17 protein-coding genes are annotated in these 18,532 nt (G+C 40.0%); 6 read left to right on the forward strand and 11 right to left on the reverse strand.

Translation table 11 applies throughout. The features are described 5' to 3' along the window. Positions 1-16: 16 nt before the first annotated feature. Positions 17-1,288, reverse strand: coding sequence for an MFS transporter (locus ACWM35_RS15070; RefSeq protein ID WP_454819615.1), 1,272 nt, complete (start codon positions 1,286-1,288; stop codon positions 17-19). A gap of 385 nt (positions 1,289-1,673) precedes the next feature. On the opposite strand from ACWM35_RS15070, the gene ACWM35_RS15075 reads away from it, so the two are divergent. Both ACWM35_RS15075 and ACWM35_RS15080 read left to right on the forward strand, forming a co-directional pair. Then, a complete protein-coding gene (locus ACWM35_RS15075) occupies positions 1,674-1,868 on the forward strand; it encodes a hypothetical protein (RefSeq protein ID WP_454819616.1) in 195 nt (64 codons plus the stop codon). A gap of 233 nt (positions 1,869-2,101) precedes the next feature. After that, positions 2,102-3,949, forward strand: a complete 1,848-nt coding sequence (locus tag ACWM35_RS15080; RefSeq protein WP_454819617.1) for an LTA synthase family protein — start codon at positions 2,102-2,104, stop codon at positions 3,947-3,949. A 51-nt stretch (positions 3,950-4,000) separates the two neighbouring features. On the opposite strand, the gene ACWM35_RS15085 is transcribed toward ACWM35_RS15080, so the two are convergent. The 6 genes from ACWM35_RS15085 to ACWM35_RS15110 all read right to left on the reverse strand — a co-directional run bounded on the left by ACWM35_RS15085 (position 4,001) and on the right by ACWM35_RS15110 (position 11,231). Beyond that, positions 4,001-5,026, reverse strand: a complete 1,026-nt coding sequence (locus ACWM35_RS15085; protein WP_454819618.1) for a DUF418 domain-containing protein — start codon at positions 5,024-5,026, stop codon at positions 4,001-4,003. A 168-nt stretch (positions 5,027-5,194) separates the two neighbouring features. After that, positions 5,195-5,947, reverse strand: a complete 753-nt coding sequence (sdhB, locus tag ACWM35_RS15090; RefSeq protein ID WP_454819619.1) for a succinate dehydrogenase iron-sulfur subunit — start codon at positions 5,945-5,947, stop codon at positions 5,195-5,197. Positions 5,948-5,949: 2 nt separating this feature from the next. Then, on the reverse strand, positions 5,950-7,713 hold the full coding sequence (gene sdhA, locus ACWM35_RS15095; RefSeq protein ID WP_454819620.1) for a succinate dehydrogenase flavoprotein subunit: 1,764 nt from the start codon (positions 7,711-7,713) through the stop codon (positions 5,950-5,952). A gap of 24 nt (positions 7,714-7,737) precedes the next feature. Next, on the reverse strand, positions 7,738-8,352 hold the full coding sequence (locus tag ACWM35_RS15100) for a succinate dehydrogenase cytochrome b558 subunit (RefSeq protein ID WP_454819621.1): 615 nt from the start codon (positions 8,350-8,352) through the stop codon (positions 7,738-7,740). A 75-nt stretch (positions 8,353-8,427) separates the two neighbouring features. Further along, complete coding sequence (aspA, locus tag ACWM35_RS15105; RefSeq protein ID WP_454819622.1) at positions 8,428-9,882, reverse strand: aspartate ammonia-lyase; 1,455 nt, start codon at positions 9,880-9,882, stop codon at positions 8,428-8,430. 35 nt (positions 9,883-9,917) lie between these two features. Next, positions 9,918-11,231: an anaerobic C4-dicarboxylate transporter family protein gene (locus tag ACWM35_RS15110; RefSeq protein ID WP_454819623.1), complete on the reverse strand. Its 1,314-nt coding sequence runs from the start codon at positions 11,229-11,231 to the stop codon at positions 9,918-9,920. A gap of 361 nt (positions 11,232-11,592) precedes the next feature. Here ACWM35_RS15110 and ACWM35_RS15115 point away from each other — a divergent pair, with 361 nt between their 5' ends. Next, entirely contained in the window at positions 11,593-12,855 is a 1,263-nt protein-coding gene (locus ACWM35_RS15115; protein WP_454819624.1) for an ATP-binding protein, read from the forward strand. Positions 12,856-12,860: 5 nt separating this feature from the next. Then, positions 12,861-13,790 carry a response regulator gene (locus tag ACWM35_RS15120; RefSeq protein WP_454819625.1) on the forward strand — a complete coding sequence of 310 codons (930 nt, stop codon included), beginning with the start codon at positions 12,861-12,863 and terminating at the stop codon, positions 13,788-13,790. Between the two features lie 53 nt (positions 13,791-13,843). Here ACWM35_RS15120 and aroD read toward each other — a convergent pair whose 3' ends face one another. Together aroD and ACWM35_RS15130 are read right to left on the reverse strand one after the other, a co-directional pair. Then, positions 13,844-14,608 carry a type I 3-dehydroquinate dehydratase gene (aroD, locus tag ACWM35_RS15125; RefSeq protein ID WP_454819626.1) on the reverse strand — a complete coding sequence of 255 codons (765 nt, stop codon included), beginning with the start codon at positions 14,606-14,608 and terminating at the stop codon, positions 13,844-13,846. 18 nt (positions 14,609-14,626) lie between these two features. Further along, positions 14,627-15,130, reverse strand: a complete 504-nt coding sequence (locus ACWM35_RS15130) for a shikimate kinase (protein WP_454819755.1) — start codon at positions 15,128-15,130, stop codon at positions 14,627-14,629. 206 nt (positions 15,131-15,336) lie between these two features. Between ACWM35_RS15130 and ACWM35_RS15135 the strand changes: the two genes are divergently transcribed. Further along, positions 15,337-16,401: a potassium channel family protein gene (locus ACWM35_RS15135; protein WP_454819627.1), complete on the forward strand. Its 1,065-nt coding sequence runs from the start codon at positions 15,337-15,339 to the stop codon at positions 16,399-16,401. A 29-nt stretch (positions 16,402-16,430) separates the two neighbouring features. On the opposite strand, the gene ACWM35_RS15140 is transcribed toward ACWM35_RS15135, so the two are convergent. Next, positions 16,431-16,649 (reverse strand): hypothetical protein, encoded by a 219-nt coding sequence (locus ACWM35_RS15140; RefSeq protein WP_454819628.1) that lies wholly within the window; start codon positions 16,647-16,649, stop codon positions 16,431-16,433. A 92-nt stretch (positions 16,650-16,741) separates the two neighbouring features. Then, complete coding sequence (locus ACWM35_RS15145) at positions 16,742-17,098, reverse strand: nitrous oxide-stimulated promoter family protein (protein ID WP_454819629.1); 357 nt, start codon at positions 17,096-17,098, stop codon at positions 16,742-16,744. Positions 17,099-17,311: 213 nt separating this feature from the next. On the opposite strand from ACWM35_RS15145, the gene ACWM35_RS15150 reads away from it, so the two are divergent. Continuing rightward, positions 17,312-18,502 (forward strand): MFS transporter, encoded by a 1,191-nt coding sequence (locus tag ACWM35_RS15150; protein ID WP_454819630.1) that lies wholly within the window; start codon positions 17,312-17,314, stop codon positions 18,500-18,502. The last annotated feature ends 30 nt before the right edge of the window (positions 18,503-18,532 follow it).

Consider the following 18,532-nt stretch of genomic DNA (forward strand, 5'->3'; position numbering starts at 1 on the left):
CATGCACCTTTTCCATCTATGTTTGTGGTTGCTTCTCTGAAATAGAAACCGCTGCGCCTTCTTCTTTTATTTTAAAAAGCGGAACAACCAATAGCGAGCCAATCAGGAATAAAACACCTGATAGGGTATAAACACCGGATAAAGTCAGCGGAACTTTTACCAATCCTGAAACCGACATTCCGATGACCATCATCCCCATAAACAATGGACTTAGAACACCGTTTACGCGCCCGATAAATGCTTCTTCTGAATATTTAAGGATAATCGTGTTAATCCCAATATGAATACATGGAAAGAACATCCCGTTCAATACCTGTAACACAAGTGTTACCACGATGCTCGTTGACCAGCCTATACTAATCGTAAAGATCATACTGGCGAAAATTCCAAGCGCTAGAAGTTTTTGTGGGGAAATTTTCTTGGAGAAAGCCATTACAATACCACCGCCAAGTAACATCCCAGCGCCATTCGCCATTAATAACCACTGAAGACTTTCCTTAGGCATCCCAAGTAATTCCATCGTTACAAAAATAGCTAGAGGAGAAATAAGCCCTACCGCTAGACCACATACTGCAAATATACCACCCATTGATTTCAGTATTTTTTTTGACATTACGTAACGGAATCCATCTGCAAGCTCTTTCTTAAAATTATTTTGACCTTCGGACTTTTCCTTTTCTAAATCAGGTGGAAGGACCATTAATACAAGAGCTGATAGTAAGAACATAACACCCATTACTGCGATTGAGATATAGATCCCATACTGTTGATAAATAAGTGTTCCAATTACAGGACCAATGACCATAAAGATGGCCATCAATGATTGAAACATCGCCATAACAGATTGCAATTGCTCACCAGGTACATGCTGCTTTAACAGCTTCATTGCGGAAGGCATCGAGAATTGTGAAAGAATCGCAGATACTAAGGTTGCTAAAAAGATAGCCTGCCAAGAACCGTAAATAAGTGCTATTAAAACTAGTCCAATAGAAACTGCAGATAACAAATCGCAACTAACCATAGTAAGTTTTGGCTTCCATCGATCTGCGAAAGTACCACCGATAAATGAAAAAATAAAAATGGGTGCAAACTCTACTACCGAAATCAACGATACATAAACTGGATCGTTATTCGTTATCTCTGTTACATATAGTAGAATCGCGAAATTTCTTATCCATATACCAAGCTGCAGCAAGAAATTTGAGCTCATTATCGCTAATACAATTCGATTAGAAAATATGTTTCCTGCCGGCATCGTGGATACTCCTTCATTATTATGATTTTCCATCCTATCCCTGCCTCTCCAAATCTGTAATCATACTTTTCATTCATATACATAAATTCATTATTGACCGTACTCAAGATACTATACAGCATTACGTAACGGCAGGGTCAATTTTTTTTCCAACAAATTTTGACGAAATATCCATTTCGTTATAGCATTCATCCCCATGGATGAGAACTTTCTAATCCATTATTTTGTAAAGGTCTGGTGCTTTGAAAATCTCTAACAACAAGAACAAGTGTTCCTTTTAATTATATCAGAGAAGCTACTGGAATGTATAGTGTTATCATTTATTTTTTTGTAATAAAACAGCATATATCCCCATATCTAAAAATAAGGGTTACGCAGTGGTACATTATAAGAACTTTAACGAATGGGGTGTGAGACGATGATCATTTTGAATAAAATTGCTTTATTGTTTGTTATTTTCTTTTCAGTCTGTACAATAATAAATACGTATTTAGGCGAACATGAACAGGTTCAATCCAATATGATTTACTTTTTAATGAATGGATTTGCCTACATTGTCTCTGCGATCGAGGTTGAAAAAGAAAAGCAATTCATCGATGCCTATGAAACTTAATTTTTCAGTTTCAAAAACAAAATAAAAAATTCAAACAAACGTTTGATTAATTGATCCAAGCCATTTATATCAAGGTTTTGGCCAATCTAATCAAACGTTTGATTAGTTTTTTCCAATGTGGTTGTTTAAGATGTTGAATAAAATTACAGGTCTATTGCTAGATATTGGTTGATAGAGTGGCAGTTGATTTGATAAGTTTAAGAGAGAAGAGGTTTTTTTAGAGGTGTCTATTTATGAAAAAAAATTGGTTTCTTAAAATGAAGGAATATTTACTCCATCCCATTACATTACTTTTATTAGTGCTGTTTATAAAACTTACTGCTTTTCAGGTTGTGATATTTGATAACAAGTCATTTTTCCATGTCCTGCTTATTGAGTTTCCGATGTGGGGACTATTCTTGATGTTACTTATCATGATCTTCAAAAAACGCACCTGGCTAGCCATCTGGAGCTATCATTTTATCCTATCTGTTTTGTTTATCGTTGTCCTGTATTACACGCGTTATTTTTCAACGGTTCCATCCTATTATGATGTGAAACAAATCTATCAATCCAATTCCGTTGGTGGGACAGTTGCCTTGCTGGGAAGTCCATTTGATTTCTTATTTTTCTTAGATGTCGTTTTAGCCCTGCCGCTGATTTGGTTTCTCACCAAAAGGTCTGCCTCCTTTGCAAATGCAAAAAGGTGGGCGATTTCTTTTAGTTGTGTCGGCTTACTAACAACCGTGATTGCCTTTTTCTATCCATTAATCGATGTCTCTTATTTTGCCAAAAAGCATGGCTATATTCAGTCCCAAATTGTTCAAGCCTTTGAAAATAGTATCGGGACAGCCCTTGCCAGCCAGGAGCATATGTCAGAAAAACAACTGGAAAAGTTAAAAGGGAATAAATTTGTCCCTGCTCCAGAGCACAAGAGCTTTGGTATTGCAAAAAATCGTCATCTATTTATCATTCAAGTCGAGTCACTGCAAGAATTTGCGATTAATCAAAAAATCAATGGGCAGGAAATTACGCCAAATATAAATGCATTGCTAAAGGAAAGTGCCTATTTCGATAATGTTTACCAGCAAATCGGCGCTGGCAATACATCTGATGCAGAATGGCTGTTGCATACTTCCCTTTACCCAGAAGGGATGGACCCAACGGTTAATACGATTGACGGCAGTGAAATCCCTTCGCTCACCCGCACATTGAAAAAGCATGGCTATGGGACAGCAACCTATCATGCTGACGATATTACTTATTGGAGTCGGGATAAGCTATACCCTGCACTCGGCTTCGACTATGTTTACACGAGCAATGAAATACCAAATGAAAAAGAAATTGGCTTTGGCCCAGCAGATGAAGTGTTATTCAATTATGTTGAGTCACAGTTGCCAAAGCAATTGAAAAACCATGAAAGAATGTATTCGAATATTATTACCTTAACCAACCATACTCCTTTTGAAATGCCAACTGAGTATAAAATGCTGGAATTACCAGCTAAATATGAAGGAACATATGTCGGCAACTATTTTCAGGCCGTTCGCTACACAGATGAACAAATTGGATTATTCATCGATCACCTGAAGAAAATGGAGATTTATGATGAATCGCTGATACTTATATACGGTGATCATTCCGGACTGCATGGGGCACCGGTGACGGAACAAGATAAAGTCTTATTAAAAGAGACATTAGGACATGAGTATACGATGCAGGACCGCTTTGTGATTCCTGTTCTTTTTACCGCCCCTGGCCTATTTAACGGAGAAACCTATTCCCATCTTGGCGGTCAAATTGATTTGATGCCTACCCTTTTAAACCTGATGGGGGTAGAGCATGAGACGCAAATGATGGGACACAATTTATTTCAGTACAAGAAGAATTTGCTCGGAATGCGTTATTATCTGCCTGGAGGATCATTTATCAGTGACAAAACCTTTTACATGGCGCCTAGTGCAAAGCTGCCAGCCTCCTTATATGACCGAAAAACAATGAAGAAAAAGAAAAATGCCGAAGGTCTTCAAGAAAAAATCGATAACACGATCTTAATCATGGAGTACTCGGACTATATTCGAAACAACCAAACCAATCAATGACGATAGGACATGGATGAAAGGTTTGCATTCGACGAAAGAGGGGTCTAAATTTTAGACCCCTTTCTCTTTTAATTGTTTTTTCATAGGTGGTACTTCTATGTATGTAATCATCCGCCAAATCCATTCGAGTGGACCAAAGCTGAAATAGCGCAACCAAATGGTGGTGAATAAAAGCTGTATCACATAGATGACGATACATACGATTAGTGATTGCAGATACGAAATTTGTCCATATAACTGAAATAGGTTTCCCGCTAGGTAGATTAGTAATGTTTGGGAAACATAATTTGTCAGCGCCATCCGGCCATAGTTTTTTAGCGGGGACAACAGTCTTTGTACTAACGGAATTTGTAAGAGCAGTATCAACAACCCAACATATAGAGCCGATACCAAAGGTCCAATCATAATTCCAATACTTTTAAAAAGATAGGCCGACGCGTCTCCGCCCCAAAACTCAAACGGAAGCGATGGCGCATTTTTATATTGATAAATGAGTCCTACCACGCTGATGATAAGGATAATCGCAGTGAAAATAGCTATTTTTTTTGTTTTATCATTGATATTCTCAAAAAAGTGAAATTGTCCTACTGCAATACCAAGTAGGATTAAAGGAATGACCATAAATACTTTAACTCCGAGAACGCCGCTTACTAGTAAGAGTAATAAGCTGATGATGAGATTTACCCACTTATTCACTTTATAGAAGGGCAGTAGGATGAAGCCGACAGCGGCATAAACCGTCAAAGCCTCTCCCGGATGAAACTTGACATGAATGAAACCAAATACAAATAAAGCAACAAGCCTGCGCAAAAACAGGATATATCCATTTTTCCCTTTTGCGTTGGCCCTTGAGATAAATAGATAAAAGCCAACCCCAAACAAAAACGAAAAAAGCGTATAAAATCTGCCCTCGACAAACAAAAAGAGAAATCTTTGATAAGAAGCATCCACCGATCCTGGAGCAGGCAGCCCAACAGCTAACAATGGAATAATATTCACTAAAATAATCCCAAGCAACGCAAAACCCCGTAAATAATCAAGAACCTCAATCCGTCTATTTCCCTCAATCGGAATCATCCAATCCCCCCTCCACCCAATCTTACCAAAAAAGAGCTGTCAGGATTACAATTCCCAACAGCTCCAACAATTAAAATTAAATTCACTTTTTAATCAAAACTTTGCTTAGTGTCCATCTGGGGTGGACACTGTCCACGAACGGTGACAGGCACCTAAACCTCTAAAACCTCACCCAAAGAAGTTCTTAAATGACTGCAGGGTTACTTGTCGGTTTAGGGCGGCGATCGATGTGGTGAGTGGGATGCCTTTCGGGCATACTTCGACGCAGTTTTGTGAGTTGCCGCAGGAGGTGATTCCTCCTTCGCCCATTAATGCCGCAAGTCGTTCTTCTTTATTCATTTCTCCAGTTGGATGAGCATTGAATAAGCGAACCTGTGATAATGGTGCTGGTCCGATAAAATCAGATTTATCATTGACGTTTGGACATGCCTCAAGGCAGCAGCCACAGGTCATACATTTTGATAATTCATACGCCCACTGCCTAGTTTTCTCAGGCATTCTTGGTCCCGGTCCTAAATCATATGTTCCATCAATCGGAATCCAGGCTTTGACCTTTTTCAAAGCATCAAACATCCGTGAACGGTCAACGGTTAAATCCCGCATAACCGGGAAGGTTGCCAATGGTTCAATCCGAATTGGCTGCTCCAACTGGTCAATCAAAGAAGAACAGGCTTGACGTGGCTTTCCATTGATCACCATGGAGCAGGCACCACAAACTTCTTCCAAGCAAACTGATTCCCAGATAACCGGGGTCGATGGTTCACCTTTTGTATTAATCGGATTCTTTTGAATTTCCATTAAAGCTGAAATGATGTTCATATTTGAGCGATAAGGAACCATAAATTCTTCCGTATAGGGAGCAGACTGCGAATCTGTTTGTCTAGTAATAATTAAATGAATTTTCTTCCCTGTATCCGACATGATTATTTGGCTCCTTTCTTCGCTTTTGTATAATCACGCTTACGCGGCTTGATTAAGGAAATATCTACTTCCTCGTAATATAACTCAGGAAGATTTGCTGCTGGATTATATCTTGCCATCGTTGTTTTTAACCAATCCTCGTCATTACGATCAGCGAATTCCGGCTTATAATGAGCCCCGCGGCTTTCGTTACGGTTAAAAGCTCCAAGGGTAATCACATGTGCGAGATTAATCATTCCTTCCAGCTGGCGGACAAACGAAGCACTGGAATTGCTCCATTTTGCCGTATCCTCAATATTAATCCGCTTATAGCGCTCAGAAAATTCCTGAAGCTTTTCGTACGTGTATTTTAACTTTTTGTTTTCACGGACAACGGTAACATTTGCCGTCATTAACTCGCCTAGCTCCTTATGCAGCTTATAGGCATTCTCCGTTCCATTCATAGTTAAAATCGAATCGTATTTTCCAAGGTCTTCACTAACTTGTCTATCAAAAACGGAACTTGAAATCTGATCAGTCGACTTTTCCATTCCCTTCAGATACTCAAGTGCTTTCGGTCCTGCAACCATTCCGCCGTATACCGCTGACAATAGCGAGTTTGCTCCGAGGCGGTTGGCACCATGCTGCGAATAATCACATTCACCTGCAGCAAATAATCCAGGAATATTTGTTTTTTGATCATAATCGACCCATAAGCCACCCATCGAATAGTGGACACCAGGGAAAATTTTCATCGGTACCTTGCGTGGGTCATCACCCATGAATTTTTCATAGATTTCCATAATCCCGCCAAGCTTGATATCGAGCTGCTTTGCATCAATATGAGAGAGATCAAGGTAAACTTTATTTTCACCATCAATCCCCAGCTTCTGATTCACACAGACATCAAAGATCTCGCGGGTTGCAATATCACGCGGAACAAGGTTGCCATAGGCAGGATATTTTTCCTCTAAAAAGTACCATGGTTTCCCATCTTTATAGGTCCAAACCCGGCCGCCTTCACCACGAGCTGATTCACTCATCAGGCGGTTTTTATCATCGCCTGGGATTGCCGTTGGGTGGATTTGAATGAACTCACCGTTCGCATACAGGGCACCTTGCTGATAAAGTCTTGCCGCCGCATAGCCTGTATTGATAGTTGAATTTGTTGACTTTCCAAAAATCATTCCTAGTCCGCCGCTTGCCATAATTACAGCATCAGCCGAAAAAGCTTTTATTTCCATTGAGCGTAAATTCTGTGCGGTAATTCCGCGGCATACGCCTTCATCATCAAGGATCGCTGATACAAATTCCCAGCCTTCATATTTTGTTACTAAACCTTGAACTTCAAAGCTTCGCACCTGTTCATCTAATGCATAGAGGAGCTGCTGACCGGTTGTTGCCCCGGCAAATGCAGTCCGATGGTGCTGTGTTCCCCCAAAGCGGCGGAAATCTAGCAAACCTTCAGGTGTACGGTTAAACATAACCCCCATCCGGTCAAACATATGGATGATTTTCGGTGCTGCCTCACACATCGCTTTTACTGCTGGCTGGTTGGCTAAGAAGTCACCACCGTAAACAGAATCATCAAAATGCTCCCAAGGAGAATCATTCTCCCCTTTTGTATTCACCGCTCCATTAATGCCGCCTTGGGCACAAACAGAGTGCGAGCGTTTAACAGGAACTACGGAGAACAAATCGACTTTCGTTCCTTCTTCTGCTATTTTAATAGCGGCCATCAACCCTGCCAAACCGCCGCCGACAATCACAATATTACCTTTGCTCATTTGTCTGTCCTCCCTATCTAGCCTCTAAGCAAATGCCAGGATTGCGCGAATACCAATGTAGGCTAATCCGATAAACAATCCGTACGAAATGTATTGAGTTACTTTCTGCGACTTTGGTGAGACGGTAATTCCCCATGTAATCAGGAAGGTCCAAATACCGTTTACAAAGTGATAAATACAAGAGAGAATTCCAATAATATAGAGTGATAGCGAAATGCCGTTATCGACGATATTTGCCATCAAGTTGTAATCTGCATGAACATCCTTAAACTCTACTTGTACCTTCGTTTCCCATACATGCCAGATAATGAAAACGAGCGCGATAACACCCGTCATTCTTTGTAAAAAGAACTTCCAATTTCGGAAAAACCCATACCTTTTCACATTGTTCTTCGCTTGGCGAGCAATAAAGACTCCGTAAACCGCATGAAATAATAACGGGATAAAAATAACAAATAGCTCTAAAAAATATTTAAACGGCAAATTCACCATAAAACCAGCCGCTTTGTTGTAGGAATCGACTCCCCATGTCGCGGTATAGTTAACGAATAAATGAACAGTCATAAACACGCCGACAGGAATGATTCCCGACAAGGAATGCAGCTTCCGGAGAAAATGCTGATGATTTCCACGCTCCATAATGTAAAACCTCCTAATGATGCATTGTAAAAAACAGAGCGCCAAGCCCTGAAGCTAGGCGCCCCAATCCATTTACTATACTAATGCTAATTCTTTCTCAAGACGTTTTTTCATAAGTAATTCTTTCCCTGCTATCCCAGGGTTGGTCATTTCAAATGGATGTAAAATGGTATCTAACTCACCTTCAGTTAGCACGCCTCTTTCAAGGACAATTTCCCTAACAGGTCGGTTTGAAACAATTGCTTCTCTTGCAATGCTTGCTGCAGTTTCATAGCCAACGTGTGGATTAATCGCCGTGATCACTCCGACACTATTATTCACATAAGCTTCCATTCTTTCTTGATTTGCGGTAATTCCGCTTAAACAATGCTCGCGGAACACGGTAAAGACATTCTTCATAATCTTGATAGATTGTAATAGATTGAAAACGATGACCGGCTCCATGACATTCAATTCAAATTGACCGGCTTCTGATGCCATACTGATCGTTAAATCATTACCGACCACCTGGAAAGCACTTTGATTCAAGACCTCAGCCATGACTGGATTTACCTTCCCTGGCATAATTGAAGATCCTGGTTGACGGGCTGGAAGATTGATTTCTCCTAATCCACAGCGCGGACCAGAGGTCATCATCCGTAAGTCATTTGCAATTTTTGACATATTCAGCATGCAAATTTTTAGTGCCGCTGAAACTTCTATATACGCATCGGTATTCTGCGTTCCATCCACTAAATCCTCGGAGCCTTTGATTGGATAACCCGTTAACTCAGCTAAATACGCAACCGTTTTTTCAATATATTCAGGTTCAGCATTCAAGCCTGTTCCAACTGCTGTTGCTCCCATATTGACTTCGTAAAGATTTTCGCGGGTAGCCTTGATGCGCTTAATGTCTCTTCTTAAAACACGAGCATATGCTTCGAATTCCTGACTAAGCAGAATTGGCACAGCATCCTGTAAATGGGTTCTTCCCATTTTGATAATGCCATCAAACTCATTTGCCTTTTTCATAAATTCGTGATGCAGGTCTTCCATGACCTTAATTAATTGTTCCAATGTCATTAACGTGGACAAATGGATGGCTGTTGGAAAAGCGTCATTTGTTGATTGTGCCATATTGACATGGGTGTTAGGGCTGATTACTTTATAATTACCTTTTTGCTCCCCAATCATCTCAAGGGCACGGTTCGCAAGGACTTCATTTGTGTTCATGTTGATTGAAGTCCCTGCTCCCCCTTGAATCGGATCAACGATAAACTGGTTATGCAGCTTTCCCTCTAGAACTTCGTCAGCAGCTGCCATAATGGCACGGGACACATTCTTATCTAATTGACCGATTTCTGCATTGGCAAATGCTGATGCTTTTTTAACCATTGCCATCGCCTTTATTAATGCTTCATCAATTCGATATCCTGTGATTGGAAAGTTTTCGACTGCACGCATCGTTTGTACACCGTAATACGCGTCAATCGGAACCTGTTTTTCGCCAAGGAAGTCTTTTTCAATACGGAAATCTTCTGAACAACTCATTCTCGTCATCTCCAAATTCATTTTTGTTTAAAAAATTACAGAATAATAGTACTTAGTAAAATACCAATTGCTACGGCACCGACTGTTGCGATTAATCCTGGCACCATGAAGCTGTGATTTAATATATATTTACCAATTTTAGTGGTTCCGGTGCGGTCAAAGTTAATGGCTGCTACTACGGTTGGATAGTTCGGAATGAAGAAATATCCGTTCACCGCTGGGAACATGGCAATAAGTAAAGCTGGGTTGATTCCAAGTGTTACACCAAGAGGCATTAATGTACGAACAGTTGCTGCCTGGCTATAAAGCAGGATGGATAAGGCGAATAAGGCAACTGCAAATAACCAAGGTGCTGCTGTAACTAAATCAGAAATGGATCCAGAGATTAATGCCATGTTTCCTTGGAAGAACGTATCTCCCATCCATGCGATACCAAAGATGGCTACAACAGCGGCAGCTCCTGCCTTGAAAACACTGCCAGAGACAATCTCTTCGACATTTGGCTTACAGAAAATAATGATTAACGCTGCGATGGTCAGCATGACAATTTCAATCGATGCCGGCATCGTCATTCGTGTAAATACGCCTTCAACTTCCCAACCAGGACGTAATTCTTCAAATGAACCTAATAGAACAACAAGAACAGCAGCTAATAAGAAAAAGATAACGGAAAGCTTTGAACCCTTTGTTGCAACATATTCCTTTTTATCTTTTCTAATTGGAGCTAATCCTGCTTCCAAACGCTTTAAGTATTCAGGGTCATTATTAAGCTCTTTACCCATTTTGCTAGATACAAATGCTGCAATCATACAAGCAATAAAAGTAGACGGAATACAGATCATAAGAATATCTAGTAAACTAATCTTGAAATCTGTTAATAAGGCAAGTAAGGCAACGGTTGCGGCTGAAATTGGGCTGGCTGTAATCGCCTGTTGGGAGGCAATAACAGCAATTGACATCGGTCTTTCTGGTCTGATGCCAGATTCACGAGATACTTCCGCAATAACTGGTAAAACGGAATAAGCTACGTGGCCAGTTCCTGCACAAAATGTGAATACATACGTAACAATCGGTGCAATAAATGTAATCCACTTTGGATTTTTCCTTAACGCTTTTTCAGCAAGATAGACAAGATACTCCATCCCGCCAGATGCCTGCAGGGCTCCTGCTGCGGTTACAACAGCTAAGATCATCAGCATGACATCGATTGGTGCCGATGTTGGCGGCAGTTTGAAAACGAAAACGAGAATCGCTAAACCGACTCCACCCATTACTCCAAGGCCTACCCCGCCTAAACGAGCACCAATGAAAATACATGCTAGAATAATTAAAAATTGAATCCAGAACATGATTGATTACCTCCAAACGGTAATAAAAATAATTTTATGAAACCTTAAGCCTTCAAAACTTAGATTTCTTCACCCGCCTTCAAGAAATTTCTTGTGAACATTTTCACAAATCCTCCGGTGTTTTGTGACGTGCACTTCATTTTCCTGTCCTATAAAAAATATAAAATGGCCAAATCGAACCGGATCTAACAATCTCTTATCTGCTTCTCCTGTTCACATAGAGCATATCTTCTAGACTACTAAAAACTACAAAAACCAACACAACTGTTATGAAACTTAATAAATTTGTCATTTTTACTGAATAACATGATTACTCTTATGCTATACGATGATAGTGACAGTTATTATAGGAAGTGATTCTGTGCGAGAGAAACTGATTGCCTACTTATTTATGATATTCGCTGTACCAATTGCTGGAGAGTTAAAGTTTTACCCGATAGACGGAGACCTACGAGTCAGTTTAGGTACTCCATTATTTTTCTTTATCTTATTATGGTCACGAAAAATCCACCCAATTATGGCCGGATTACTAGCTGGAATGGCTGTCGTTAGCTTTAGAATTTTTATTCAGAGTTTTCAAGCAGAACCCTTTCAGCTTATTGATTCTTTCTCGTTGAACTTTCCTGTTTTCTTCTATTATTTAGTTTACGCATCGCTATTTTTATTTTTTAAAATTAACACCCTTCATGAAAGTCCATTTTTCATCGGTTTACTAGGAGTCGTGATTGAGATCATTGCCAGTATGGTAGAAATTACGGTTAGAACCTTTTATTCTCATATGCCGATTACCTTTACCACTTTTCTGGTGATTGGGGGGATTGCTGTTTTCCGAAGCTTCTTTGTTCTTGGTTTTTTCAATATACTCATTCTCCGTGAAACAAAGATTGCTGAAGACCAACAGCGGAAAAGAAATGAGGAGATCTTGCTATTAATCTCAAATTTATATGTTGAAATGATTCAAGTGAGGAAATCGGCAAAGAATGCCGAAGAGTTAACCAGCGCCTGCTATGGCTTATATCGGGATTTGAAGGCACTGCAAAATAATCAAGAGGCACAAACGGCCCTCAAAATAGCCGGGCAAATGCACGAAATAAAAAAGGATCATCAGCGTATATATGCCGGTCTATCCAAGTTAATGGTCAAGGAAAACTGGAATGATTATATGAACATCGAAGAAATTATCTCGGTTATTATCTCAGCGAATAAATGCTACGGGGAAATGCTGGGCAAATCCATTGAATATAAGGCCAATATTTCAGGGGAACATTCTCAATACCGTTCTTTTATTCTCTTTTCCCTCATTAATAACCTAGTCGCCAATTCAGTTGAAGCAATCCATGAGCAGGGGAGAATTTTCCTAAATGTTCGAAAGCTGGATAAGGTATTTGAAATAACTGTGAGTGATACTGGGGCGGGGATCTCTGATAAGAATAAACCCTTTATTTTTGAACCTGGTTTTACAACCAAATTTGATGATACAGGTATCGCTTCCAACGGTATTGGCTTATCTCATATTAAGAACGTGATTGAAAATATCGGTGGAGAAATTAACCTGGTGGATACACCAGCAAACACCACCTTTGGAATTATGCTGCCGGTGGCAAGCTTAACAGAAAGAGGCTGATAGCTTTGAAATACTTTATAGTTGATGATTCGGCTACAATTAGAGCGATGCTTTCGAATATTATTGAAGAAGAAGGGCTGGGAACAGTAGCTGGTGAGGCAGAAGATGGTTCAGAGGTTTATGCTGATATTCTTGCTAAGCAAAACATCGATATTCTGATAATTGATTTATTAATGCCAAACCGTGATGGCATTGAAACCGTTCGGGAAATTGCTCCCTTTTTCCAAGGGAAAATCATTATGGTTTCACAAGTTGAAACCAAAGATATGATTGGTGAAGCTTACCAACTTGGAGTTGATCACTATATCACGAAACCAATCAACCGCCTTGAGGTTGTGAATATCTTGAAAAAAGTTTCGGACCATCTCAGGCTGGAGAAGTCCCTGAATGATATTCAAAAGTCATTAAGTTTCTTAAGAGATCACACCCAAAAGCCTGAATCGAAAAAGCCGCTTGGAAAAAAGCAGAATCCCATTGTGACTTCGGGAAAGAATATCCTTTTAGAACTTGGCTTAATCGGTGAAAGCGGCAACAAGGATTTGCTCGATATATTAGCTGTTTTAGAAAAATTAGAAGAAAACGGAGTTCGCGAAACCCCGTCATTAAAGGATTTATATGAATTGGCAATCATAAAACGTCTCGGTCCCACTGCTTCAGCAACTGAGATAAAAAAGGAAATAAAAGCCTGTGAGCAAAGAATTCGCCGTGCCATCCATCAAGCACTCGAACACATCGCCTCACTTGGACTAACTGACTACACCAATCCAAAATTCGAAAACTACGCATCCAGTTTCTTCGACTACAGCCAAGTCCGAATGAAAATGCTAGAACTAGAAGGAAAAAAAGGGCACGAAGAAAACTGCAACACCCGTATCAACATCAAGAAATTCATCCAAGCGCTGTATATGGAGGCTAGGGAACACCACCCTCGGTGACAGGCACCACTAAAAACCAAAGACCTGTCCAATGTGGCAGGCCTCTGTGCTTTTTATAAATTAGAATGGATGAGTGATAGTATTTTTCTTAGTTCATTGACTGGTACCTGACCAGGAGCAGATGCTTTTTTGGCGGCTGCAAATGTAAGGCACGAACCAAATACCTCACCAGCGATTCGGCTGATTACTCCCTTTCCAGCCATTGACATCGTAATGATTGGTCTGTCCGCATACTGCTCGTTCATCTCATTGGTTGCATCCAACAACGTTAGTACGTCTGCAACATTCCTTGGCATAACGGCGATCTTTGGCAGATCCGCACCCAGGTCCTGCGCTTTTCGTAAGCGTGAGATGATTTCAGCTTTTTCGGGCGTCCTGTCAAAATCATGATTCGAAATGATGGTGTACACATTATTCCTATGTGCCGCAGAAATTAGTGATTTGACCTCTGCCTCTTCGTTAAATAACTCCACATCCATGATATCCACATGGCCTGTTTCAGCAACGGCTCTATTTAACTCAAAATAATAGGCTGGGCTGATTTCTTTCTCTCCACCTTCCCTCAAACTGCGGAAAGTAAAGATAAGCGGTGTCTCAGGTAGAACCGTACGAATTTCAGTCAGCGCCACTTTTACCTTCTCGATATCTTCCACATGATGAAAAAAATCAACACGCCACTCTACTAGGTCCAAGTCGACTGTTTTTAATAATGCCGCTTCTTCTTTTAAATGGATTAACGTTTCTCCTACGATCGGAACACAAATCTTCGGTGCTCCCTCGCCTAGCGTAACTCCCCTAACCGTTACCGTCTTTTTCATCTTCTCCCCCGCCCAAACTTATTTCGTTTCATGCAGCTCCCATGATAATTTCAGCGTTTCCACGATGCTCTCAGCTAGTTCTTCCATATCCTGCCCATCAATTTCAATTTTTGAGTGGTAGTTATTCGAGTAAATTTCCTTTCTCTTATAAAATAACTCCTCTATTTCAGCCATTGTCTTTCCTTGCAATACAGGACGCGTGTCAATAATAGAACTTAACCGGTTCTTCCAAGCATCCCATGTGATATCTAGATAAAAAACAATACAGGAAGATAAGCAGAAATTTCTGATTTCTTCTTGTAGGAATGCTCCTCCGCCAACTGAAATTATCTTTAGCTTTTGATCACAAAGGCTGGTGATCATATTCTTCTCTCTTTCTCGAAATGCCTTCTCCCCAATTTCAGCAAAGATCTGTGAAACTGGCATCTTATATTCCTTTTCGATTTCTTCATCGATATCAATAAAATCTCGATAGAGCTTTTTCGCTACAAGTTTCCCTACCGTGGTCTTTCCCGCACCCATAAAACCGATAAATACAATATTTTTTTCTCTTAATGATGTGTTCGACAATGTATTCCATCCCCCACGGGCAATTTATTTTGTTACCATTATAAGCTTTCCGATGAAATAAAACCAAATAATTCATAATGGTTAATTTCTTACTGCAAATGGAAATATAAGTTTGTAGTTTCACTTTATTCGATGACTTACAGCTAGGATGGATACTGATGGGGATGTATTTTAAAAAAATTGTTTATTATTTAGTTAAGCTTCGGGATCGGATCTTCTTTCCGATTGCGATTCTTTACATATTATTTGCGGCCTATATCGCTTTATATCTTGAACCGCAAACCTTTAAAACCTATCTCACCGCTATTTACTGGGTACTGACGACACTGGCTACAGTTGGCTTTGGTGATTATGCCCCCCAAACCCAGCTAGGTCAAGCCTTTACAATTGTTCTTTACATCACTGGAATCGGGCTGATCAGCGTATTTATTGGTAAAGTCATTAAATCCGTTTATTTGCTCGACAAATTAAAAGTTGGTGGAAAAATGAAATACACAGGCAAAAATCATATCATTATCATTGGCTGGAGTGATAAATCACAATTAGCGATTAAAGAGATATTAAAATCTGATACAACCATTGATATTGTCATTGTTGATGATTTAGAGAAAGCCCCAATGGTAGAGAAGCAGCTTTACTATATCCGCGGCGATGCTACCGATGAAGAAACGCTCTACCAGGCTAATTTACCAGAAGCAAAAGGCGTGATTATATTTGCTGATCAAATAACCCAAGACAACTTCGCCACTAAAGATCCGCTCTTGGTTGATGGAAAAACTTTATTGATCGCCGCTGCAATCACATCAATTGAAGAAAAAATCAACGCACCGATTCATGTTACGGCAGAAGTGGTCTATCAAAAGCATATTCGCTTATTCCAACGGGTAAAGGTAGATGAATTTATTCCGACACAAGAGATGATTTCCCACGCTGCTGTCCGCTCCCTTTTTTCTCATGGGGTGACCAATATGTATTCTGAACTGATGAGCACGCAATACGAAGAAGCCATGTATGAAATACCAAAGCAGACAAACTGGAAAACCTATCGCGATGCCTTCGTTGACCTGCTTAATAAAGGAGCAACACTCGTTGCGGATCGCGGTAACCTTCAAATAAACCAAAAACTGGACGAACCCATTCCGGAGGATGCACAGCTTTTTATCATTTGCGATAAAAAGACGCTGGCAAAAATCAATCCTGAGCAAAAATCAACGAAAAAATAAAAAGGTCCCATTAGACCTTTTTATTTCGATTAAATAATTTTATCTTTTGGATCATCTAGCTTCATTTTCTCTAGCTCAAGCTTCATTCTTTCTGTTTCCATTAAAAAGTTTTGATGTTTTAACTTCTCCAGCTCCAACTCCTGCTGGACGATTTTGAATCGAATTTTAGACTGCTTCTGATAATGACCTGTTAAAATCGCAATGATGGGAATCGAAAATACCATTATTACAGCTATTGTTCCAGTCATACGAATCACTCCTTGTCCATTCCTTAGTTAAATAATACCAAAAATCGACTAATGTTAGTACAGAATTATCTGAATAATCAAACATGAGGGAATCAGGCCTTTTTAACAGCCTTTCTGCTGCTTTTTGGTTTATTCAACAAATGCTTCACAGAATAGATTGGATGGTATACCATCATCCACGGACCTGCATAGCGCATAACGGTTTTCATTTCTTCCCGATACTTAGGCCTATAACAGTGAATGGGGCAATTGGAGCAAGCGCTTTTCTCTTCACCAAAACGGCATAGAGATAATCTTGTTAAAGCATAGCTTTTTAAAGCCTGACACTCTTTGCAAAGACTGTTGCTTTTATGTTTCCTATGACAATAAAGATTAAACATTTCGGTTACGATCTCTTTCTCCTTTTGAACATGTGGACCATTGTTTAATTGGATTAATTGACTTCTCATAATTAGAAACCACCTTCCATTTACGGAAATCTACTTCTTAAATAAAACATACCACGGGATGACATTGGTAAACGGGATAAGTCTTAACAACTTTCTAACAATTTACAAGTATTTTCTTTGACAAAAACATGTCTCCCTATATAAGATTGTAAGCATGGAAAAATAAGTTAGCCCTTAATTCAGGGGTGTCTTTTGAAGAAAGGTGGTTTGCAGATGACAGCAGATCAAAAAAAGAAAATAACCATGTTAATGATTAACATGTTCATTGCCATAGGCAGTTTCGGGATTATCATCCCCATTTTACCCGCGTATTTAGAGTCCATAAACCAAGGTGGAACAGCAGCCGGACTGTTTATTGCGATCTTTGCAGGTGCTCAGTTCCTATTCTCACCAATCGCCGGAAAATGGACGGACCAGTACGGTCGCAGAAAGATGATTATCTACGGGTTAGCTGGACTGACTTTATCGATGTTTATCTTTTACGCATCCAATAGCATCTGGGTACTTTATCTGTCCCGCGCTGTCGGCGGTATCGGCTGTGCGATGCTTGTACCAGCTATTTTTGCTTATGTTGCCGATATCACCACTTTTGAACAACGGGCAAGAGGAAACAGTTTAGTTTCTGCAGCTATGTCGTTAGGAATTGTGATTGGACCTGGAATTGGCGGGTTTTTGGCTGACTTTGGGTTAAAGTTCCCATTCTTAGTCTCAGCACTTGTCTCGCTTGTTTCCGTAGTGTTCTCGATTTTTCTCCTTAAGGAAAGCAAACCCGCTCATTCAGCAGAAGAAATGGGCATGGTAGATGATGAATCAATGATGAAGAAAATTGCTCGTTCAACCAAAGTTGCTTATTTCATCCCGCTTATTATCACACTTGTCATGAGCTTTGGATTAATTGCCTATGAATCCGTCATCGGACTTTATCTTGATAATCAATTCCAGTCGACAGCCAAAGATATCGCAATAATGGTAACAGCTACAGGCGTTGTCAGCGTTATTGTCCAACTATTTGTAGTCGACCGAATTGTTACACGTTTCGGTGAAATTCCGGTATTAAATGTCTTTATCGCTGTTGCCGCACTCGGATTTTTATTTTCCTTAATCGCAAATAGCTATACTTTCTTCTTTATAATTTCTCTTTTCATCTTCCTTTCCACATCGATCCTGCGTCCGGTTTTAAATACTCTGATCTCCAAGCTGGCAGGTCAGGAGCAAGGATTTGCAATGGGGATGAACAATGCTTATATGAGTATAGGAAACGTCCTTGGACCAACACTAGCCGGATTGCTTTACGATGTAAAAATAAGCTTCCCGTTCATGCTCGGATTTGTACTACTACTCGTAACCTTATTCATCACCATTACCTGGCAGAAGCGCTCACTTAGAGCAAAAGCCGTGTCATAAAAAAAGACTGATGTTCAGAATTCTGAACAT

This window comes from Neobacillus sp. K501 (assembly GCF_053749995.1).

What these genes read in the sequence shown, in the direction of transcription:
- ACWM35_RS15070 (WP_454819615.1), bottom strand. Translation starts at nt 1,288, where the DNA reads ATGGAAAATCATAATAATGAAGGAGTATCCACGATGCCGGCAGGAAAC.
- ACWM35_RS15075 (WP_454819616.1), top strand. Translation starts at nt 1,674, where the DNA reads ATGATCATTTTGAATAAAATTGCTTTATTGTTTGTTATTTTCTTTTCA.
- ACWM35_RS15080 (WP_454819617.1), top strand. Translation starts at nt 2,102, where the DNA reads ATGAAAAAAAATTGGTTTCTTAAAATGAAGGAATATTTACTCCATCCC.
- ACWM35_RS15085 (WP_454819618.1), bottom strand. Translation starts at nt 5,026, where the DNA reads ATGATTCCGATTGAGGGAAATAGACGGATTGAGGTTCTTGATTATTTA.
- sdhB (WP_454819619.1), bottom strand. Translation starts at nt 5,947, where the DNA reads ATGTCGGATACAGGGAAGAAAATTCATTTAATTATTACTAGACAAACA.
- sdhA (WP_454819620.1), bottom strand. Translation starts at nt 7,713, where the DNA reads ATGAGCAAAGGTAATATTGTGATTGTCGGCGGCGGTTTGGCAGGGTTG.
- ACWM35_RS15100 (WP_454819621.1), bottom strand. Translation starts at nt 8,352, where the DNA reads ATGGAGCGTGGAAATCATCAGCATTTTCTCCGGAAGCTGCATTCCTTG.
- aspA (WP_454819622.1), bottom strand. Translation starts at nt 9,882, where the DNA reads ATGAGTTGTTCAGAAGATTTCCGTATTGAAAAAGACTTCCTTGGCGAA.
- ACWM35_RS15110 (WP_454819623.1), bottom strand. Translation starts at nt 11,231, where the DNA reads ATGTTCTGGATTCAATTTTTAATTATTCTAGCATGTATTTTCATTGGT.
- aroD (WP_454819626.1), bottom strand. Translation starts at nt 14,608, where the DNA reads ATGAAAAAGACGGTAACGGTTAGGGGAGTTACGCTAGGCGAGGGAGCA.
- ACWM35_RS15130 (WP_454819755.1), bottom strand. Translation starts at nt 15,130, where the DNA reads ATGGGTGCGGGAAAGACCACGGTAGGGAAACTTGTAGCGAAAAAGCTC.
- ACWM35_RS15135 (WP_454819627.1), top strand. Translation starts at nt 15,337, where the DNA reads ATGGGGATGTATTTTAAAAAAATTGTTTATTATTTAGTTAAGCTTCGG.
- ACWM35_RS15140 (WP_454819628.1), bottom strand. Translation starts at nt 16,649, where the DNA reads ATGACTGGAACAATAGCTGTAATAATGGTATTTTCGATTCCCATCATT.
- ACWM35_RS15145 (WP_454819629.1), bottom strand. Translation starts at nt 17,098, where the DNA reads ATGAGAAGTCAATTAATCCAATTAAACAATGGTCCACATGTTCAAAAG.
- ACWM35_RS15150 (WP_454819630.1), top strand. Translation starts at nt 17,312, where the DNA reads ATGACAGCAGATCAAAAAAAGAAAATAACCATGTTAATGATTAACATG.